The following is an 18,338-nucleotide window of genomic DNA, read 5'->3' as shown; positions in this document are numbered from 1 at the left end:
CGCCACTCCACCCCCGAATTCCGCGCCGACCCCCGCAGCACCCCGGCTCTGCTCCGTCGCGGTGACGCACCGACCGGTCCGCACCCTCACAGCGCCACATCGTCCCCCCAACACGCGCCCGCGGCGCACCGAGCCCCGGCGATCGGCACGGCCCGTCACCCGATCGGCACACCCCGTCATTACTCGCCGGCCGACCCGCGATGCGCAACGGGCCGCCACACGCCGCGCCGCGCACTCCTCCCCGGCACCATGACCTGCGCAAATACCGTCTGCCAGACCACAATCGGATACTCGTTTAACACTTGCGGGGTCCGCACATTAAACTGACGTCCCGCACGCCCCTATAGCTCAGTTGGTAGAGCTACGGACTTTTAATCCGCAGGTCCCAGGTTCGAGCCCTGGTGGGGGCACAGTTGCGAGGGGTCCGGGACACGTCCCGGACCCCTCGCCACATCCGCGAATCTGTGGCAATCTGTCCGGATTTCACCTACCGTGACCCGAGTAGGGCTTTTCCCCGGGAATCCATCACCACAGGCGGAGTTCATGACTTCCTTCGATGACCTGCTCTCCAATGTTCCAGTCGCCCAGATCGCCGAACAGCTCGGCGTCGACGAGGCGACCGCGAAGACGGCGATCGACGCGGCCGTCCCCGTACTACTCGGCGGTTTCCAGGCACAGGCCGGCAACCCCGAGGTCGGTCTGAATCTGGAGAACGAAGTCGCCAACCAGCCGCTCGGTCTGCTCGACGGCGGCGTCGATATCAACCAGGTGGATGTCTCCAACGGCAGCCAGATCGTCGACCAGACCTTCGGCGCCGAAAAGAACACGGTGATCAGCGCTCTCGGCAATGTCGGCGGCAGCAACATCAGCCAAGACCTGATGAGCAAGCTGCTCCCGATGCTCGCGCCGATCGTGCTCGCCTACCTCGGCAAGAAGATGCTCGGCGGTGGCGGCGCGGCCGCCCAGCCCAGCGCGGCCGGCGGTGGCGGCATCGGCGACATCCTCGGCAGCCTGCTCGGCGGGGCCACCGGCGGTCAGGGCGGCGGCGGTCTGGCCGACGTGCTGGGCAAGGCCATGGGCCAGAACGCGGGTGGCGTACTCGGCAGCGTCCTGGGCGGTCTACTGGGAAAGAAGTGATCTCGCATCCAATCCCGATGCGGAGCTAACGAAGCGCGGCCCACAGCGATAGACCACACGCTGTGGGCCGTTGCTTATGACATCTCTCACCTACCCCGCAATGGCGCACAGATGAGTTTCACATCACCCTACGGTCACGTAAGGTATGGGCGCGGCGGCAGGCCGGCGAGGGCATGACAGCACGACGCACGACACGAAGGGCACATGTATGGCAAAGGATCTGACTCAACTCGAGCTGCTGACGGAGTTGGAGCCGGTTGCCGCAGAGAACGTCAACCGCCACCTCTCCCTGGCCAAGGAATGGCACCCGCACGACTACGTGCCGTGGGACGAGGGCCGCAACTTCGCCGCCATGGGCGGCATCGACTGGGATCCCGAACAGTCGCGACTGAGTGAACTGGCCAAGGCGGCCATGATCACCAACCTGCTCACCGAGGACAACCTGCCCTCCTACCACCGGGAGATCGCGGAGAACTTCTCCCAGGACGGCGCCTGGGGCACCTGGGTCGGCCGCTGGACCGCCGAGGAGAACCGCCACGGCATCGCGATGCGCGACTACCTGGTCGTCACCCGCGGCGTCGACCCGGTCGCCCTCGAGCAGGCCCGCATGATCCACATGACCAACGGGTTCGCCTCCCCCACCGAGCAGTTGGAAGCGACCGGCAGCGCCGGCTTCCTGCACTCCGTGGCGTACGTGACCTTCCAGGAACTGGCCACCCGCGTCTCGCACCGCAACACCGGCCGCGTCTGCGATGACCCGATCGCCGACCGCATGCTGCAGCGCATCGCCGCCGACGAGAACCTGCACATGATCTTCTACCGCAACCTGTGCAGCGCGGCCCTGGACCTCTCCCCGGACCAGGCCCTCGACGCGATCACCATGATCCTGGAGAACTTCCAGATGCCGGGCGCGGGCATGCCCAACTTCCGCCGCAACGGCGTGCTGATGGCCAAGCACGGCATCTACGACCTGCGTCAGCACCTCGAAGAGGTGGTGAACCCGGTGCTCAAGAAGTGGCGCATCTTCGAGCGCGACGACTTCACCGTGCGCGGTGAGGAGACCCGCGAGCGCCTGGGCCTCTTCCTGGAGCGGCTCGGCAAGGACGTCATCAAGTTCGAGGAGCAGCGCGACAAGATGCTGGCCCGCGAGGCCGCCAAGCGCGACAAGGACCTGGCCGCGGCCAACGCCTGATCGAGCTCGAATTCGACACGGCCCCTCGGGATTCCGATCCCGGGGGGCCGTTGCCGTACGAGTAGCCCTGCGGCTCACTCGATTTCGTCGACCGCCTCCTGGAACGCGATGCCCGCGCGCTCGAAGTAGTCGAACAGGACTTCCTGCTGTTCGGGGGTGTAGCCGAGCAGGATCTCACCCACCTTGCGGCGCGCGGGGGCGAGCACCCGTTCCAGCTCGCCGGGCTGCGCGATCGGTTCGATCAGCACCTTGCGCCGGTCGGCGGCGTCGGGGACGCGGCGCACATGGCCCGCCTGCTCCAGGCGATCGATGAGGCGGGTGGTCGGGCCGGTGGTGAGTCCGGTGCGAGCGGACAGCTCGCCGGGGGTCATCGCGCCGTTCAGCTCGAGGATGTTGAGGGCGTACAGATCGGTCGCGCCGAGTCCGACGGCCCGCGCCCCGGCCTGGGCGTGCAGCACCAGGGCACTGAGGTAGCGGCGATAGATCGCACTGGCCCGTGCGGGGTCCGACAGCATGGGACGCCTCCGATTCAATTCTCTTCTTGTAGGAAGATACTTCTTGTGAGAAGATACTTTCCAGGAGCAGCGAACATCTGAAGGGGATTGAACCATGACCACCAGCACCGACCTCGACGCCATCCACGCCCTCCTCGACCGCAGCGCCGAAGCCTGGAACAACGGCGACGGCGCCGCCTACGGCGCCTGCTTCACCGCCGACGCCACCGACGTGACCTTCGCCGGCACCGTCTACCACGGCGGCGACGAGATCGGCCGCGCCCACCAGGCGCTGTTCGACTCCTTCCTGAAGGGCACCCGGATGTGGGGCGAGACCCTCGACATCCGCCGCTACTGCAACGACACCGCCGTCGTCGTGTCCGCCGGGGACGTGGGCAAGAAGCAGCCCGCGAAGCTGGGCAAACTCGCCACCTACACCGTCGTGCGCGACACCGACGGGGAGTGGCGGATCGCCGCCATCCAGAAGACCCAGCGCAAGCCGCTGATGGAGGCCATCAGCTTCATGTTCCAGCCGGGCACCCGCCCCACCGCCCGCTGACACCGCCCTCGCGGTGACCGCGTGGTCGGTGCTGCCGTGGCTGGCGCGAAAGAGCCTCGACCACAGCCACTCCCGCACCGGCACGCCGAACACCTCCACCTGCTCGGCGGCGTCCACCACCGGCACGGCGCGGTGTGGCGCAGCTTTCTGTCCGAACAACGCGAACTGTTCGACGGGCTCGACCGGTGGACCGGGCGGCTCTCCGACATCCCGATCCCGGCCTTGATCCTCGCCGACCCGGCCGATAAGGTCGTGCCGATCTCCACCTCCCACGCGCTCTGCGAGCAATTGCCCTGCGCCCGAATCGAACTGGTCAACGGGGGTGGTCACCATCTGCCACGACGACTGCCCGGCGCCGTGGCCGCCCGGATAGGCGAATTCGTCGACTCGTTGGAGTGAACCGATGCGCGGCACCATGCTCGCCCTACGCGACCGCGCACTCACCCAATTCCACACCGAGCGCCGCCATCCGGCCCCCCACCCGATCCAACCCGGACAACCGCTGTGGCAGCAGGTCGCGGGCGAGGTGCGCTGGTCGTTCACCCCACCCGCGCTGTGGCTGGAGGGCGTCGGCGCGAACGTGCTGCTGTCGGGACTGTTCGTGCTGATCTCGCCACTCACCCTGCACAAACACGGCTGGGTGGTACTCGTCGGCATCTACTTCGCGACCTTCGTGCTGGCCGACGTCACCACCACCAATGTGCTGGGTGTGGACGCCGACCGGACCCGGCTGAGCCTGGCCACCGGAGTACCGGTGCAGCGCATCCTGATCATCAAGAACCTGGCCCTGCTGATCATCGTGGGACTGCCGACGCTGCTGGCCACCGCCGTCCTCACCGCGACCACCAGCGCCCACCCGATGCAGCGAACCGGAGTCTCGGTCACCGATGTCACGCTGCCGATCCTGGCCTGGCTCGGCGTGGGCAACCTGGTGTCGGCGCTGCTCGCGGTGCCGCCCCGCGCCCTCGGGCAACGCTGGGCCGCGCGCCGCGACCTGCCCAGCACCGTGCCCTGGCTGCTCCACCTGGTACTTCCGTACGGGCTCTACTACTTCGTCGCGCCGATCGACGGCGAGCAGCGCGCCATCCTCGGCCATCACCTGGGCCGCTCGATGTCGGGCGCGGCCCGCGGCGCGATCCACCTCGGGATCGGGGTCACGGTGTGGGCCGCCGGCACGGCGCTGGCGGTCGCCGTGGTGCGCCGGCGCGGCCTGCGGATGTGGTGAACGGTGTGATCGGAGGCACTGCGCGCAGGATGCGGCTCTGGCCACCGTCACGCGGATGAGAGACTGGAAGGCGTGACTGCCTCGCTCGAAGCCCCCAAGACCGAGCTGCGGATCGGGCCCTACCCGCTCGATCCGCCGGTCGTGCTGGCCCCGATGGCGGGCATCACCAATGTCGCCTTCCGCACCCTGTGCCGCGAATTCGGCAGCGCCACATCGCTGTACGTGTGCGAGATGATCACCGCGCGGGCCATCGTGGAACGCAACGAGAAGACCCTCAATATGATGGCCTTCGGACCCGACGAGTCCCCGCGGTCCATGCAGCTCTACGGCGTCGACCCCAAGACCCTCGGCGAAGCCGTGCGCATCGTCGTCGGCGAGGGCTGGGCCGATCACATCGACATGAACCTGGGCTGCCCGGTCCGCAAGGTCACCCGCCTCGGCGGGGGCTCCGCCCTCCCCTACAAGCGGCGGCTGTTCCGCGAGATCGTGCGCGAAATGGTCGCGGCCGCAGGCGATGTGCCGGTCACCTTCAAATTCCGGATCGGCATCGACGACGACCACCTCACCTACCTCGACACCGGCCGGATCGCCGAAGAGGAAGGCGCGGCAGCGGTTTCACTGCACGCCCGCACCGCCGCCCAGCTCTACTCCGGGCAGGCCGACTGGACCGCCATCGCGCGGCTCAAGGAAACCGTCACCACCATCCCGGTGCTCGGCAACGGCGACATCTTCAGCGCCGACGACGCCCTGCGCATGATGGCCGAAACCGGCTGCGACGGTGTCGTGGTGGGCCGCGGCTGCCTCGGCCGCCCGTGGCTGTTCGGCGAACTCAGCGCCGCCCTGCGCGGCGAACCGATCCCGGCGGGACCCACCCTCGGCAAGGTCGGCGAAATCCTTTACCGGCACGCCGCGCTGCTCGTCGAACACGACGGCGAGGACAAGGCCATGCGCGACATCCGCAAGCACATGGCCTGGTACCTGATGGGCTTCCCGGTCGGCTCCGCGCTGCGCCGGCAGTTCGCCACCGTCACCAGCCTCACCCAGATCGGCGACCTGGTCGGGCAGCTCGATCCCGACGTGCCGTTCCCCGAGGACGCGCTCGGCCCGCGCGGCCGCCAGGGCTCCCCGCAGACCAAGGTCGCCTTGCCCGACGGCTGGCTCGACGATCCCGAGGACGCCACCGTGCCCACGGCCGCCGACGTCATGCACAGCGGCGGCTAGTAGGCCCCGAGCTCAGCGGAGACCCGTCACCCGGCCCGCTGCCGAAATGGGAGCAGCGGGCACGATCCGGTCAATGTCCGGCCCAGCTCCCCGGCGTTGCACCGACGCCCTGGCACACTTTGCGAACGCGCCCATCCGAGCGGGCGAAGCATTCCGACATAGCGGAAAAAACGGATCTACCTCGGTGGACAAATGTTCGAGTGGTTCACCGTGGCGAAATCGTTATCATGGCCCCCGGGCATCAAAAGCAAAGTGAGGTTCGTTGGTGGGTGACGATCGGTACGGGCGTACGCCACGGCCCGGAGGTCGCGCCCCTTGGGAGCGCTACTCCGAGGACGCGGACGACCCGGCGCGCGCCGGCCGCCGCTCCCGGCACACCGACGACGCCGAGTCCGCCGCCGCCCCGATCTCCGTGCAGGACCTCGTCGAGCGGGTGGACAGCGAGCGGCTCTCCCGCCGCCGGCCCCGCCCCGAATCCGGCGACCCGGCCACCGGCGGCACCGCCGAGCGCTCGACGGCAGGACCGGTCACGCAGGCGCCCGCCCCGGCCCCCAACGCCGCACCAGCCGTCGGCTCCCGGCCCGCCGGAACCCAGCCGGCCCCCGGCGCCCAGCCGACCCCGGCCACGCCGCCCCAGCCGGAATCGAACGCCGGCTCCCAGCGGCCCCCGCGCGACGACAGTCACCTCCGCCGCGTGGCCGCGCCCGGCAACAATCGGAAGGTGCGGCGCGCCGACCCGACGGCCGACCTCGTCACCGACGAACTCCCCCCGATCACCGAGGCCATCCCCGCGCCGACCGTCGCCGGCCGCACCCGCGCCCTGTTCAGCCGCCCGGTCGCCTCGCCCGCCGACTACCCGACCACCGCGCTCCCCGCCTCCGTGGGATCCGCAGCGGCCGCCTGGGCTTCGAGTCCGCGCCGGCACCGCAACCGGCGGCTGTACCTGGCCCTGCGCGGCGCCCTGGCCACCTTCGCGGTGCTCGCCCTGCTGGTGACCGCGGGCGGCTGGAGCTATCTGCGCGCCAAGGACAACAACTTCCAGCAGGTCGTCGCGCTCGACCCGAACAGCGCCGACGTCGTCGACGCCGACGGGCAGACCGGTGACGAGAACTTCCTGATCGTCGGCACCGACACCCGGGCCGGCACCAACAGCACGCTCGGCGCGGGCAGCGTGGACGACGCCGAGGGCGCGCGCTCCGACACCGTCATGCTGGTCAACATCCCGGCCAACCGGTCCCGCGTGGTCGCCGTGTCCTTCCCCCGCGACCTGGACGTGTCCCGCCCGATCTGCGAGGGCTGGGACAACGACAAGGCCGCCTACACCGGCCAGAAGTTCCCGGCCGCGGACGGCGACAAGCTCAATGCCACCTACGCGCTGGGCGGGCCGAAATGCCTGACCAAGGTGATCACCAAACTGTCGGGCCTGAAGATCAACCACTTCGTCGGCATCGACTTCGCCGGGTTCGAGTCCATGGTCGACGTGGTCGGCGGCGTCGAGGTGTGCACCACCAAGCCGCTGGTCGACGAGGTCCTCGGCACCGTGCTCACCACCCCGGGCAAGCAGACGGTGAACGGTTCCACCGCACTGGACTACGTGCGCGCCCGCCACGTCTACGGCGAGGAGCGCAGCGACTACGACCGCATCAACCGGCAGCAACGGTTCCTGTCCTCGCTGCTGCGCAGCGCGCTGTCGAGCAAGGTGCTGTTCGACCCGGGCAAGCTCAACGGGTTCATCGACGCCTTCGCCAAGCACTCCTTCATGGACAGCGTCACCACGAAAGACCTGCTGACCCTGGGTCGTTCGATGCAGAAGATGCAGGCCGGTGCCATCACCTTCCTGACCGTCCCGACCGCGGGCACCACCTCCTACGGCAACGAGATTCCGCGGGAGTCGGATATCAAGGCCATCTTCCGCGCCGTCATCGACGATCAGCCGCTGCCCGGTGAGAAGAAGACCGAGGCCCCCGCGACCACCACCAGCGCACCCGCGGCCAAACCCAAACCGGCGGCGGTCGAGCCGAGCACCGTCTCGGTGCAGGTGTCCAACGGGTCGGGTCAGGGCGGTCTGGCGGGCAGCACCGCGACCAAGCTGGCCGCGCAGGGCTTCCGGATCTACAGCACCGGCAATTACTCCGACGGCGTCTCCGCCAAGACCATGGTCCGCTACTCCAGCGGCCACGAGGCCGACGCCGGGACGGTGGCCAGCGCCATTCCCGGCGCGATCCTGGAACCGGCGAGCGGGCTGGGCAGCATTGTCGAGGTCGTGGTGGGTTCCGATTTCGCGGGCGCGGTGAAAACGCCGACCGGCTTCGGGCAGACCCTGCCGGACACGCCGAGCGATGCCGGCGGTCCCAGTGCGGCTCCGGTCACACTTCCCTCCGATCTCGAGCACGTGAACGCGGCCGACGACCTATGTAAGTAGTGCGTCGGCCCGACCTGCGGGAACTGCGACGACTTTGCCGGGACCGACCGGCACCCAGGTTTTACCCACCGTTGGTGACTTGGTCAGCGACGCGCACTAATGTCTTGACTCATGCGTGTCATCTACAACGAACAAATGGCCGAGCTCGCCGATCTGCTCGGCGGCATGGCCGGGCTCGCCGGATCGGCGATGGAGCGGGCCACCCAGTCCCTGCTCACCGCCGATCTCGAGCTCGCGGAGCAGGTGATCAGCGAGTACGACCGTATTGCCGAGATGATCCAGCTGGCCGAGGAGAAGGCGTTCGCGCTGCTCGCCCTGCAGGCCCCGGTCGCCGGAGATTTGCGGCAGGTCGTCAGCGCCATCCAGATCGTCTCCGATGTGAACCGGATGGGCGTGCTGTCGCTGCACGTGGCCAAGATGACCCGGCGCCGCTTCCCGGCCCACGCCGTGCCCGAGGCCGTCAACAGCTACTTCGCCGAGATGGGCCGCGTCGCGGTCAAGATGGGCGCCACCGCCAAGGAGGTGCTGGAGACCCGTGATCCCGAGCGGGCCGCCAAGCTCACCGACGACGACGAGGCGATGGACGACCTGCGCAAGCACCTGTTCACGCTGATCATGGACCGCGACTGGCAGTTCGGTGTCGCGGCGGCCGTGGACGTGGCGCTGCTGGGCCGCTACTACGAGCGCTTCGCCGACCACGCCGTGGAGATCGGCCGCCGCGTCGTCTTCCTGGTCACCGGCGTGCTGCCGCCGGACCCGGATTCGGAGAAGGAAAGCATCTGACTCACGAAACGACACGCAGGTGCCGGTCCGACATCGGACCGGCACCTAGTCGTATCAGTGGTCCGATTCCGCTGTCCCGGAATCACTCTCACGCCACCCCAGCAGTACCGAACGGCCCCGCTCCGGCCGCCACGGCAGCGCCAGCGCGACGATGACCGCGCACCCCACCAGCGTGCCGACCGCGATGTAGGAGGCCGTCTCCGAGCCCTGCATGGCCGCCACCTTCATGGCGTGGATCAGGTCCGCCTTCGCCGGCGCGAACATCGGATTCACCGGCGCCTTGACGATCTCGAGCACGCTGATCGGCGTATTGCTCGCCAGTTCCTTCTGCTGCGGGTTCATGATCTGGCCCGGGATCCCGGCGATCCGGTTGCCGATGTGGTTCGCGTAGACCGATGTCATCACCGAGCCCAGCACCGCCACCCCGAGCGCGCCGCCCACCTCGCGCGTGGTGTCGTTGACCGCCGAGCCCGCGCCCGCTTCCGCCAAAGGCACCGCGCCCATGATGGATTCGGTCGCCGGACCCTGAACGATGGCGAATCCCAGGCCCATCAGGATCATGGACACCACAACCGGTCCCAGATAAGGGGTTTCGACCGTGGTGCGGCCCGCGATGTACATGGCCACGGCCAGGGTCAGCAGTCCGGACACCACCATGGCCGTGGTGCCCAGCCGCTGCGCCAGCAGGGTCGCGATGGGCGCGCCGAATCCGACCGCCACCGCGAACGGCAGTGAGTGGATGCCGAATTCGAGTGGCGACAGTTCCTTCACGCCCTGGAAGTACTGGGTGATCAGGAACAGGAATCCGAACGCCGCGAAGTAGGACACCGTGATGGCCAGCGAGGGCAGCGCGAAGCGGCGGTTGCGGAACAGTCGCATGTTCAGCACCGGCGCGGGCACCCGCAGTTCCCAGGCCACGAACGCGGCCAGCAGGGCGGCCGAGAGCAGGTAGCCCGCCAGGCTTTCGGTGGCGAGCCAGCCGTGCTTGGGGGCCTCGATGATGGACCACACCAGCGCGGTCACGCCGGCCAGGGACAGCAGGATGCCGATCCGGTCGAGCCGATCCACGTGCGGTGCACGGGATTCCGGCACGGTGACCAGGACCGCGATGATGGCCACCAGCGCCACCGGGACATTGATCCAGAACACCGAGTGCCAGGAGTAGTACTCGAGCAGCCAGCCGCCGACGGTCGGTCCGATGGCGATGGCGATTCCGGCCATGGCGGTCCACAGCGCGATGGCGGCCGCGCGCTCGCGGGCTCCGGTGAAGATATTGGTGAGCAGCGCCAGGGTGGCCGGGAAGACCACGGCCGCGAAGACGCCCATGCCCGCGCGGGCGGCGATGACCTGTCCGAGTCCGGAGGACAGTGCGCCGGCCGCGGACATGACGGCCACGCCGCTCAGGCCGATGATCATGAACAGGCGTCGCCCGTACCGGTCGCCGAGGTGTCCCATGGCGAGCAGCAGGCCGGAGAAGGCCAGGGTGAACGCGTCGACGATCCATTGCAGGCCGCTCATGTCGGCCTGCAGCTGTACGGCCATGGACGGCAGGGCCACATTGACCAGGGTGTTGTCCAGGACCACCAGCAGTTCCGCGAGGCAGATGGCGATCAGGGCCGCCCATTTGGCTCGTTGCGACAATCCCGCCGCGGCTGGTCCGGATTCCAAGCTCGCCGTTGAGACGGTCATCCGCATCTCCTAACTAAACCGATCGGTTTACCAACGGAGTCAGACTAACTGTGACCGACAGTTGCACACAATCCTTCGCGCCGCCTATGACGGACGCCACAAAGCAGCCGCTCACACGGTCGCTACCTGCACAAATGAAACGACCCCTGCCATATGGCAGGGGTCGTAGACGCCGGAAGGTCTGTTTTTAGCCGAAGCGACCCGAGATGTAGTCCTCGGTCTGCTTCTGCGACGGGTTCGAGAAGATCTTCTCGGTCTCGTCGATCTCGATCAGCTTGCCCGGCTTGCCCTGCGCCTCCAGGTTGAAGAAGGCGGTCTGGTCACTCACACGCGCGGCCTGCTGCATGTTGTGGGTGACGATGACGATGGTGAACTCCTTTTTCAGCTCGGTGATCAGATCCTCGATCGCGAGCGTGGAGATGGGGTCCAGCGCCGAACACGGCTCGTCCATGAGCAGCACGTCCGGCGACACCGCGATGGCGCGGGCGATGCACAGACGCTGCTGCTGACCGCCGGAGAGGCCGCCGCCCGGCTTGTCGAGCCGGTCCTTGACCTCGTTCCAGAGGTTGGCGCCGCGCAGCGACTGCTCGGCCACCTCGTCGAGCTGACCCTTGTTGCGCACCCCCTGCAGCTTCAGCCCGGCCACCACATTGTCGCGAATCGACATGGTGGGGAACGGGTTCGGCCGCTGGAACACCATGCCGATGGTGCGGCGCACGCCGACCGGATCGACCTGGGCGCCGTAGATGTCCTCGCCGTCGAGCAGCACCGCGCCCTCGACGCGGGCCTCCGGGGTCACCTCGTGCATGCGGTTCAGGGCGCGCAGCACGGTCGACTTGCCACAGCCGGACGGACCGATGAACGCGGTCACGCTGCGCGGCAGCACCGTCAGCCCGACATTGGCGACCGCGTGGAACTTGCCGTAGTAGATATTGAGGTCTTTGACGTCAATTCGCTTGGCCATCAGTCTTTCCTTCTATCGGTTCCGCGTCAGCAGCTTCTTGACCGCCGCGGCGGCGACGTACAACAGCGCGATGATCAGGATCAGGGTCAGCGCGGCACCCCAGATACGCTCGCGGCCGGCGGGCTCGGGGTTCGACAGCTCCTGGTACATCAGCAGCGGAAGCGAGGCCATATTGCCGTTGAAGACATCCATGTTGATGGCCTTCGAGTAGCCCACCAGCACCAGCACCGGCGCGGTCTCACCCATGACACGGGCGACGGCCAGCAGCATGCCGGAGATCATGCCCGGCAGGGCGGTCGGAATCACGATCCGCACAATGGTTTTCCACTTCGGGATACCGAGTGCGTAAGAGGCTTCCCGCAATTCGTCGGGCACCAGCTTGAGCATCTCCTCGGTGCTGCGCACCACCACCGGCAGCATCAGCAGCACCAGGGCCAGCGACACCGCGAAGGCGCTCTGCGGGTTGCCGAAAGTGGCGATCCACAGCGCGAAGATGAACAGCGCCGCCACGATCGAGGGCACACCCGCGAGGATGTCGACCATGAAGGTGGTGGTCTTGGCCAGCCAGCCCCGGCCGTACTCGACCAGGTACACCGCGGCCATGATGCCCAGCGGCACCGCGATCACCGCGGCCATGCCGGACTGCACGATGGTGCCGTAGATCGCGTGATAGACACCGCCGGTGCGCTGTTCGGGCAGCACGCCGTTCTGCGACTTGGTCCACCAGTCCAGCGAGGCGACGATGGCCCCGCCCTTCTGGAGCACCACGAACAGCACCCACAGCAGCGGCACCAGCGCGAGGCCGAAGCACAGCCACACCAGGCCGGTGGCGATGTTGTTCTTGAGCCGGCGAGCCGGGCTGACGTGCCGGAAGGTCGGCGCCTTGATCGGCTTGTCCAGTGTGGTGGTCATCCGTTGACCTTCCCGCCGGCGGCCAGCCGAGCCAGTGCGTTGACGACGAACGTCAGTGCGAACAACACGAAACCGGCGGCGATGTAGGCGCCGGTCGGCAACTTCGAGCTGAATTCGGAAGCCGCGGAAGCGATCTTGGAGGCGAAGGTGTAGCCGCCGTCGAACAGCGACCAGCTACCGGCCTTGGTCGAGGTGCGCAGCACGATGAGGACCGCGATGGTCTCACCGAGCGCGCGGCCCAGGCCCAGCATGGATCCGGCGATGACACCCGAGCGGCCGAACGGCAGCACGGTCAGGCGCACCACTTCCCACTTGGTGGCGCCCAGCGCCTGCGCCGCCTCGATGTGCGGGCGCGGGGTCAGGCCGAAGACCTCACGGCTGACCGAGGTGATGATCGGCAGGATCATCACCGCGAGCACCACGCCCGCGGTGAAGATGGTGCCGCCGCCGGCAATGCTGACATTGCCGTTGGAGAACAGGAACAGCCAGCCCAGGTGCTGGTTCAGGAAGTCCTGGAAGGGCCCCAGCTTGGGCGCCACGACCAGGAGTCCCCACAGACCGAACACGATCGACGGCACGGCCGCCAGTAGATCCACGATGACCGAGAACGGCCGCGCCAACGCCTTCGGCGAATACTGCGTCAGGAACAGCGCGATACCCACACCGATCGGCACCGCGATCGCCAGGGCGAACAACGAGCTCAGCACCGTGACCATGAACAGGTCCTTGATGCCGAAGCGCAGGTTGTGGTCGTCCTTGACGTTGAACTCGGTGGTGGTGAAGAAGTTCGCCTTGTTCGCCATGATCGAGGGCCAGGCCCGGATCAGCAGGAACAAAGCGATCAGAGCGATGGCGGCGACGATGATTCCGCCGGCGGCCGTGGCCGCCGAGCGGAAAGCGAACTCCGCGCCGAACTTCTTGGGTGCGCCGCGCCCCGCGGCCGGTGGGATGCTGGGTTCGGTCGGCATGAGCGCAGTATCCCCCGGCAGTTGGGCACGGTCTTCCCGCGGGTCGGTCGAAACGGACAGACCCGTGGATGCAGTGTGGTCGTGCACGGTCATCGTCGTTTTTTCGATCAGGCGATCAGGAGATGGCGTTGATCGCGGTCGTCAGCTTGGTCTTGAAGGCGTCCGGCAGCGGCACGTAGCCGGCGTCGGCGAGACCGGTCTGGCCGTTGCCGACCGCCGAGGTCAGGAACGCCTTGACAGCCTTGGCGGTGTCGGCGTCGCTGTACTTCGAGCAGACGATCTCGTAGGTGGCCAGCATGATCGGGTACGCACCCGCGGCGGCGGGCTTGTAGATCGAGCTGTTGTCCAGCACCAGGTCGTTGCCCTCGCCCTTGATCTTGGCGGCGTCGACGGCCTTGGCGGCGGACTCGGCGGTCAGCTCGACCGGCTTCGGGTCGTTCGAGGTGGCGGTGGTCAGCACGCGCACCGAGGACAGCTTCTGCGCCTTGGCGAAGGACCACTCGGTGTAGGTGATGGTGAACTTGGTGTTCGCCACCGCGGCCGAGGTGCCGTCCGAGCCCTTGGCGCCCTCGCCGACGCCACCGTTGAACGCCTTGCCGGCGCCCTTGGTGTAGCCACCGGCGGCGGTCAGGTACTTCTGGAAGTTGTCCGTGGTGCCCGACTCGTCGGAGCGGAAGATCACGCCGATCTTGTCCGAGGGCAGCTTGTCGGCCTTGTTGGTGTTCAGGGCCCGGATCGCCTGGTCGTTCCACGCGGTGATGTCACCGGAGAAGATCTTGGCGATGGTCGGCGGGTCCAGGACCAGGTCCTCGATGCCGGGCAGGTTGTAGGCGACCGAGATCGGGCCGAAGACGGCCGGCAGGTTCCAGGCCGGGCTGGCGCAACGCGCGGCGGCCTTGTCGGTCTCGCCCTTCTCGGCGTTCAGCGGCGAGTCCGAGCCCGCGAAATCGGTCTGGTTGCCGATGAATTCGTTGACGCCGGCGCCCGAGCCCGAGGCGGTGTAGTCGAGCTTGGCGCCCGAGCAGTTGGCCTGGTAGGCGGCGACGAAGCGGTCCATCGCGTTCTTCTGGGCGCTGGAGCCACTGGCCTTCAGCGAAGTCTTGCCGCCACAGGCGACATCGATCTTGGCGGCGCCGCCGGTGGCATTGTTGTCACTGCCACAAGCCGACAGGGTCAGGGCGCCGGCCGCGGCCAACACACCGAGCAGGGCGCTGCTGCGCTTGAGATTCACCAATTCCTCCGGGGGAATCACTTGCACGTCCAACCCCTCAACGGTCGGACGGGCGCGATTGGCGGCTGTTCGCTGCGAACTAGCGCACCGGGCAGCGGTCTGCGGCCCACTTGCAACGTAAGGGCACGTGGTTGACAGTTAGACCAGCGCAGGTGAACGAGAGATGAACAACCCACCCTGATTGCGGCGCACTGCATGTGACATTAGCCGCACTGTTGCCGAGCGTAATTCAGGACACGCTGGAGTAGGCGACGTCGATGTGGAAGCGCGTGAACCCGAGCCGGGTGTAGGTGTGCACGGCCGCGGTGTTGTCACCCTCGGTGTAGAGCAGCACCGCGCCGAGACCGCGGTCCTTCAGGTAGTGCAGACCCGCCAGGGTCAGCAGCCGGCCGAGGCCGCGCCCCTGCGCCGCGGGGTCGATGCCGACCACGTAGACCTCACCGATCGGCGGCGTCTCATCGGAATGCACCTTGGTCCAGTGGAATCCGAGGATGCGCTCGGGCCGGGCCGGGTCCACGGCGATGAACAGCCCCTTCGGGTCGAACCAGGATTCGTCGCGACGGGCCTCGATATCGCGCTCGTTCCAACCGCCCTGTTCGGGATGCCAGGAGAAGGCCGAGGCGTTGACGCGCAGCAGTTCGGCGTCGTCGGAAGGCCCGGCGTAGGTGCGGAGTTCGATCTCCGGCGGCACCGCTAGCTCGGGTAGCTCCGAATTAGCCAATTCCCTTCGCATTTGCCACAATTCGCGCGAAACGGACAAGCCCAGCCGAGCCGCCACGGCCCGCGCGGGCGGCAGATCGCCATGCGCCCAGACCCGCGCGCCCACACCCCCGGCCGCCAGCGCCGCGGCCACCAGACCTGCGCCGATCCCCCGGCCGCGAGCCGCCGGATCCACCGCGACCTCCGCCATGGCCGGGTGCTCACCGTGCGCCGGCATCAGATTCGCGTACCCCGCGACCACACCGTCCCGGATGTCCACCAGATGTCTTGCGGGCGAATCACTTCCGGCGAGCGAGAGCACGGCCTGCTCCGACACCGGAGCCACCCCGTCGGCGGCGGCCGCCCGCTCCAGCAGCGCCCGCACCTGCCCGGCGGTCTCGGTGGCGGGCCGGTCGGTCCAGGAAGCCATCAGATGGCGCCGTTCGCCGTGGTCAGTTCGGAGTCGTCGGTGCCGTCGGAGTCGGGGAAGGTGACCGCCTCGCCCTTGCCCGCCGTGCGCGCCGGGCGCACCGCCTTGTAGCCGACATTGCGGACCGTGCCGATCAGCGACTCGTACTCGCTGCCCAGCTTGGCGCGCAGGCGTCGCACGTGCACGTCCACGGTGCGGGTGCCGCCGAAGAAGTCGTAGCCCCAGACCTCCTGGAGCAGCTGGGCGCGGGTGAACACCCGGCCGGCGTGCTGCGCCAGGTACTTGAGGAGTTCGAACTCCTTGTAGGTCAGGTCGAGCGGGCGGCCGCGCAGGCGGGCGGTATAGGTGCCCTCGTCGATCACCAGCTCACCGAGAGTGATCTTGCCGGTGTTCTCCGGACTCGCGACACCGCCGTTGCGGGCCACCAGTAGTCGGAGCCGGGCGTCGAGCTCGGCGGGTCCGGTGCCGGGCAGCAGGATGTCGTCCAGCCCCCAATCCGCGTTCACCGCGACCAGGCCGCCCTCGGTCAGCACGGCCACCACCGGCACCGACGAGCCGGTGGAACCCAGCAATCGACACAGGCCGCGCGCGGCGGCCAGATCGGTGCGCGCGTCGACCAGCGCCACGTCGGCGGAACCCGCCTCGAGCAGCGACGCCACCTCGGTTGGAGCGGGTCGCACGTGGTGCGGCAGCAACGCGAGCGAAGGCAGCACCGCCTCGGGGTTGGGGTCGGAGGTCAGCAGGAGCAGCTCCATCGGGGCCCTCCATCCCATCTGGCATGTGTGTGGCTACCGCACTGTCGGCCACTACCTCATGCAGGTCATCACAGGTAATCGCTGCCTACATTAGCCTGTGGACTGCCGTAATCGCCCCCCCGCTGTCGCTACGGGCGGGTTGACGGCGCGAACGACCAGCGTCCGCGCCCGCGAACGGACCCCCGGTAAGTGGATCCGAAGCGGATCGGCGGCGGTCCCCCATTAGGGTGCAGCTATGCGTTTCCGGAGGCTGCTCATCGGATTGCTCTGCCTGGCAGGGCTGGTCGTGCTGCTCGATTTCGGGGTCGCGGCCTACTCCGAGTACCGGGTCTCGCGGTTGCTGCGCACCGGCTCGGATCTGAGCGCCGATCCGGAGATCACCTTCCACGAGTCGCTGCGGCATCCGTTCGTCGCGCAGGCGCTGGACGGGCAGTACAGCAACATGGACATCCGGGCCCGCGCCATGCGCCCGGACATTCCCGGCAAGATCATCGTCGAAGCCAATCTGAAGGGCGTCCAGCTGCCCATTCGGCAGCTGATCGACGGCGAGGTGGCCCAGGTTCCGGTGGACGAGGTGCAGGCGCGCATGCGGATCGAGCCCAACGAACTGGGCCGCTTGTTCAAGATTCCGGACCTGCAGGTCTTCGGCCCGCCCACCGACAAGTCCGACGACTCCGGCAACGCCGGCGGCACCGGCCCGAAGACCACCGGCATCATCATCCTCGAGGGCACCGTGCCGCTGGGCCCGAATGCCGACGCCGTCGCGGTCACCGACCCGCGCAGCGATACCGCGCAGAAGGTCACCAAGAAGAAGGTGCACGTGATCGCCGAGCTGCGACTGGAAGGCACCGAGGTCCGGATCACCGCGATGTCCATCGCCGGGCGGGATCTGCAGGCCGACTCCGACTCGGTGCTGCCCGAACAGGATCGGACCGTCATCTCCGAGCAGGACAAGCCCGCCATCCTGGCCCGCTTCACCCACACCATCGACACCCGGAACATGCCGTTCGGTATCGCCCCGACCTCGGTGGAGGCGATCGCCGGGCAGATCGTGGTGGAGGGCACCGGTCGCGCCGTGACCGTCGATCTGGATCGGCTACAGCGATGATCGCCCTCGCGATTCTGGGCGTCATGCTGGTCGCGGCGATCGCCGTGGGAATCCTGCTGCGCCGCAACGAGGGCCGGGTGCGGGCCACTGCGGCCGAACATCCGCCGGCCCCCGAATCCACTCGCGCGGCGCTGCTGGCCGCGGCCGGGGTACTGCCGGGCCGACCCACAGTGCTGCATTTCTCCGCCGACTGGTGCGGCCCGTGCGCGGCCGTGCGGCGCGTGGTCGCCGGTGTGGTGGCCGAACTGGCCGACACCGAGCTGCCGCCGCTGGATCTGGAGATCGACATCGACGAGTTCGCGGAGCTCGCCCGCGAGCTGAATGTGCTCTCGCTGCCCACCACTTTCGGATTGGATTCTCGAGGATTGGAACGCTTCCGGATCTCCGGCGTTCCGAAGGCCGCGGATCTGCGCACGTCAACGGCCGCTTTGACGGTCGCCGCCGCCGATGAGTGACCAGCATTACGGACCCCGGGTCCAATTTCCCCCGAAAATTGGGTAAACTCCCTCTCGTGCAATCCAACCGCGAGCTGATGCTCACCCGACGCCG

Annotated in this window: 18 protein-coding genes and 1 tRNA gene; 11 read left to right on the top strand and 8 right to left on the bottom strand. The window is 68.0% G+C overall.

Features of this window, described 5'->3' with window-relative positions:
* Positions 1-337: 337 nt before the first annotated feature.
* The 3 genes from ACYVKL_RS23850 (at position 338) to ACYVKL_RS23840 (ending at position 2,329) form a co-directional block, all read left to right on the top strand.
* A tRNA-Lys gene (locus ACYVKL_RS23850) sits at positions 338-410 on the top strand.
* Between the two features lie 133 nt (positions 411-543).
* Positions 544-1,137, top strand: a complete 594-nt coding sequence (locus ACYVKL_RS23845) for a DUF937 domain-containing protein (RefSeq protein WP_379168160.1) — start codon at positions 544-546, stop codon at positions 1,135-1,137.
* A gap of 208 nt (positions 1,138-1,345) precedes the next feature.
* Positions 1,346-2,329 carry an acyl-ACP desaturase gene (locus tag ACYVKL_RS23840; RefSeq protein ID WP_213558203.1) on the top strand — a complete coding sequence of 328 codons (984 nt, stop codon included), beginning with the start codon at positions 1,346-1,348 and terminating at the stop codon, positions 2,327-2,329.
* A gap of 74 nt (positions 2,330-2,403) precedes the next feature.
* Here the strand turns inward: ACYVKL_RS23840 and ACYVKL_RS23835 are convergent, their stop codons facing one another.
* Positions 2,404-2,844 carry a MarR family winged helix-turn-helix transcriptional regulator gene (locus tag ACYVKL_RS23835; RefSeq protein WP_213558204.1) on the bottom strand — a complete coding sequence of 147 codons (441 nt, stop codon included), beginning with the start codon at positions 2,842-2,844 and terminating at the stop codon, positions 2,404-2,406.
* Positions 2,845-2,938: 94 nt separating this feature from the next.
* Between ACYVKL_RS23835 and ACYVKL_RS23830 the strand changes: the two genes are divergently transcribed.
* The 6 genes from ACYVKL_RS23830 to phoU all read left to right on the top strand — a co-directional run bounded on the left by ACYVKL_RS23830 (position 2,939) and on the right by phoU (position 9,033).
* Positions 2,939-3,382 (top strand): SgcJ/EcaC family oxidoreductase, encoded by a 444-nt coding sequence (locus ACYVKL_RS23830; protein ID WP_379168157.1) that lies wholly within the window; start codon positions 2,939-2,941, stop codon positions 3,380-3,382.
* A 36-nt stretch (positions 3,383-3,418) separates the two neighbouring features.
* Complete coding sequence (locus ACYVKL_RS23825) at positions 3,419-3,781, top strand: alpha/beta fold hydrolase (RefSeq protein WP_379168155.1); 363 nt, start codon at positions 3,419-3,421, stop codon at positions 3,779-3,781.
* A gap of 4 nt (positions 3,782-3,785) precedes the next feature.
* Entirely contained in the window at positions 3,786-4,607 is an 822-nt protein-coding gene (locus ACYVKL_RS23820; RefSeq protein WP_379168152.1) for a hypothetical protein, read from the top strand.
* Positions 4,608-4,679: 72 nt separating this feature from the next.
* The gene (gene dusB, locus ACYVKL_RS23815) at positions 4,680-5,828 is read left to right on the top strand and encodes a tRNA dihydrouridine synthase DusB (protein ID WP_213558207.1); all 1,149 of its coding nucleotides are present in this window, start codon (positions 4,680-4,682) and stop codon (positions 5,826-5,828) included.
* Between the two features lie 265 nt (positions 5,829-6,093).
* Entirely contained in the window at positions 6,094-8,250 is a 2,157-nt protein-coding gene (locus ACYVKL_RS23810; RefSeq protein ID WP_379168150.1) for an LCP family protein, read from the top strand.
* A 111-nt stretch (positions 8,251-8,361) separates the two neighbouring features.
* Positions 8,362-9,033, top strand: a complete 672-nt coding sequence (gene phoU, locus ACYVKL_RS23805) for a phosphate signaling complex protein PhoU (RefSeq protein ID WP_213558209.1) — start codon at positions 8,362-8,364, stop codon at positions 9,031-9,033.
* A gap of 54 nt (positions 9,034-9,087) precedes the next feature.
* On the opposite strand, the gene ACYVKL_RS23800 is transcribed toward phoU, so the two are convergent.
* The 7 genes from ACYVKL_RS23800 to ACYVKL_RS23770 form a co-directional block, all read right to left on the bottom strand.
* Entirely contained in the window at positions 9,088-10,722 is a 1,635-nt protein-coding gene (locus tag ACYVKL_RS23800) for an MFS transporter (RefSeq protein WP_379168148.1), read from the bottom strand.
* A gap of 187 nt (positions 10,723-10,909) precedes the next feature.
* Positions 10,910-11,686, bottom strand: a complete 777-nt coding sequence (gene pstB / locus ACYVKL_RS23795; protein WP_213558211.1) for a phosphate ABC transporter ATP-binding protein PstB — start codon at positions 11,684-11,686, stop codon at positions 10,910-10,912.
* Between the two features lie 12 nt (positions 11,687-11,698).
* A complete protein-coding gene (gene pstA / locus ACYVKL_RS23790; RefSeq protein ID WP_213558212.1) occupies positions 11,699-12,598 on the bottom strand; it encodes a phosphate ABC transporter permease PstA in 900 nt (299 codons plus the stop codon).
* Positions 12,595-13,566 (bottom strand): phosphate ABC transporter permease subunit PstC, encoded by a 972-nt coding sequence (pstC, locus tag ACYVKL_RS23785; protein ID WP_213558213.1) that lies wholly within the window; start codon positions 13,564-13,566, stop codon positions 12,595-12,597. Before pstC ends, pstA begins: the two co-directional genes overlap by 4 nt.
* Positions 13,567-13,681: 115 nt before the next feature.
* A complete protein-coding gene (gene pstS / locus ACYVKL_RS23780) occupies positions 13,682-14,797 on the bottom strand; it encodes a phosphate ABC transporter substrate-binding protein PstS (RefSeq protein WP_379168875.1) in 1,116 nt (371 codons plus the stop codon).
* A gap of 229 nt (positions 14,798-15,026) precedes the next feature.
* Positions 15,027-15,926 carry a mycothiol synthase gene (mshD, locus tag ACYVKL_RS23775; RefSeq protein ID WP_379168146.1) on the bottom strand — a complete coding sequence of 300 codons (900 nt, stop codon included), beginning with the start codon at positions 15,924-15,926 and terminating at the stop codon, positions 15,027-15,029.
* Positions 15,926-16,681, bottom strand: a complete 756-nt coding sequence (locus tag ACYVKL_RS23770; protein ID WP_379168144.1) for a winged helix-turn-helix transcriptional regulator — start codon at positions 16,679-16,681, stop codon at positions 15,926-15,928. Before ACYVKL_RS23770 ends, mshD begins: the two co-directional genes overlap by 1 nt.
* 235 nt (positions 16,682-16,916) lie before the next feature.
* Here ACYVKL_RS23770 and ACYVKL_RS23765 point away from each other — a divergent pair, with 235 nt between their 5' ends.
* Together ACYVKL_RS23765 and ACYVKL_RS23760 are read left to right on the top strand one after the other, a co-directional pair.
* Complete coding sequence (locus tag ACYVKL_RS23765; RefSeq protein WP_379168142.1) at positions 16,917-17,789, top strand: LmeA family phospholipid-binding protein; 873 nt, start codon at positions 16,917-16,919, stop codon at positions 17,787-17,789.
* The gene (locus ACYVKL_RS23760; protein WP_379168140.1) at positions 17,786-18,244 is read left to right on the top strand and encodes a thioredoxin family protein; all 459 of its coding nucleotides are present in this window, start codon (positions 17,786-17,788) and stop codon (positions 18,242-18,244) included. The genes ACYVKL_RS23765 and ACYVKL_RS23760 overlap by 4 nt, the downstream gene beginning before the upstream one ends.
* Positions 18,245-18,338 lie beyond the last annotated feature (94 nt).

The sequence above is a fragment of the Nocardia tengchongensis genome (assembly GCF_054781395.1).
Note: the sequence above shows the minus strand (reverse complement) of the source record. Positions and strands in the feature narration are given on the sequence as shown.

Coding starts and splice junctions, on each gene's coding strand:
- ACYVKL_RS23845 (WP_379168160.1), top strand. CDS start 544: ATGACTTCCTTCGATGACCTGCTCTCCAATGTTCCAGTCGCCCAGATC.
- ACYVKL_RS23840 (WP_213558203.1), top strand. CDS start 1,346: ATGGCAAAGGATCTGACTCAACTCGAGCTGCTGACGGAGTTGGAGCCG.
- ACYVKL_RS23835 (WP_213558204.1), bottom strand. CDS start 2,844: ATGCTGTCGGACCCCGCACGGGCCAGTGCGATCTATCGCCGCTACCTC.
- ACYVKL_RS23830 (WP_379168157.1), top strand. CDS start 2,939: ATGACCACCAGCACCGACCTCGACGCCATCCACGCCCTCCTCGACCGC.
- ACYVKL_RS23820 (WP_379168152.1), top strand. CDS start 3,786: ATGCGCGGCACCATGCTCGCCCTACGCGACCGCGCACTCACCCAATTC.
- phoU (WP_213558209.1), top strand. CDS start 8,362: ATGCGTGTCATCTACAACGAACAAATGGCCGAGCTCGCCGATCTGCTC.
- ACYVKL_RS23800 (WP_379168148.1), bottom strand. CDS start 10,722: ATGACCGTCTCAACGGCGAGCTTGGAATCCGGACCAGCCGCGGCGGGA.
- pstB (WP_213558211.1), bottom strand. CDS start 11,686: ATGGCCAAGCGAATTGACGTCAAAGACCTCAATATCTACTACGGCAAG.
- pstA (WP_213558212.1), bottom strand. CDS start 12,598: ATGACCACCACACTGGACAAGCCGATCAAGGCGCCGACCTTCCGGCAC.
- pstC (WP_213558213.1), bottom strand. CDS start 13,566: ATGCCGACCGAACCCAGCATCCCACCGGCCGCGGGGCGCGGCGCACCC.
- mshD (WP_379168146.1), bottom strand. CDS start 15,926: ATGGCTTCCTGGACCGACCGGCCCGCCACCGAGACCGCCGGGCAGGTG.
- ACYVKL_RS23770 (WP_379168144.1), bottom strand. CDS start 16,681: ATGGAGCTGCTCCTGCTGACCTCCGACCCCAACCCCGAGGCGGTGCTG.
- ACYVKL_RS23765 (WP_379168142.1), top strand. CDS start 16,917: ATGCGTTTCCGGAGGCTGCTCATCGGATTGCTCTGCCTGGCAGGGCTG.
- ACYVKL_RS23760 (WP_379168140.1), top strand. CDS start 17,786: ATGATCGCCCTCGCGATTCTGGGCGTCATGCTGGTCGCGGCGATCGCC.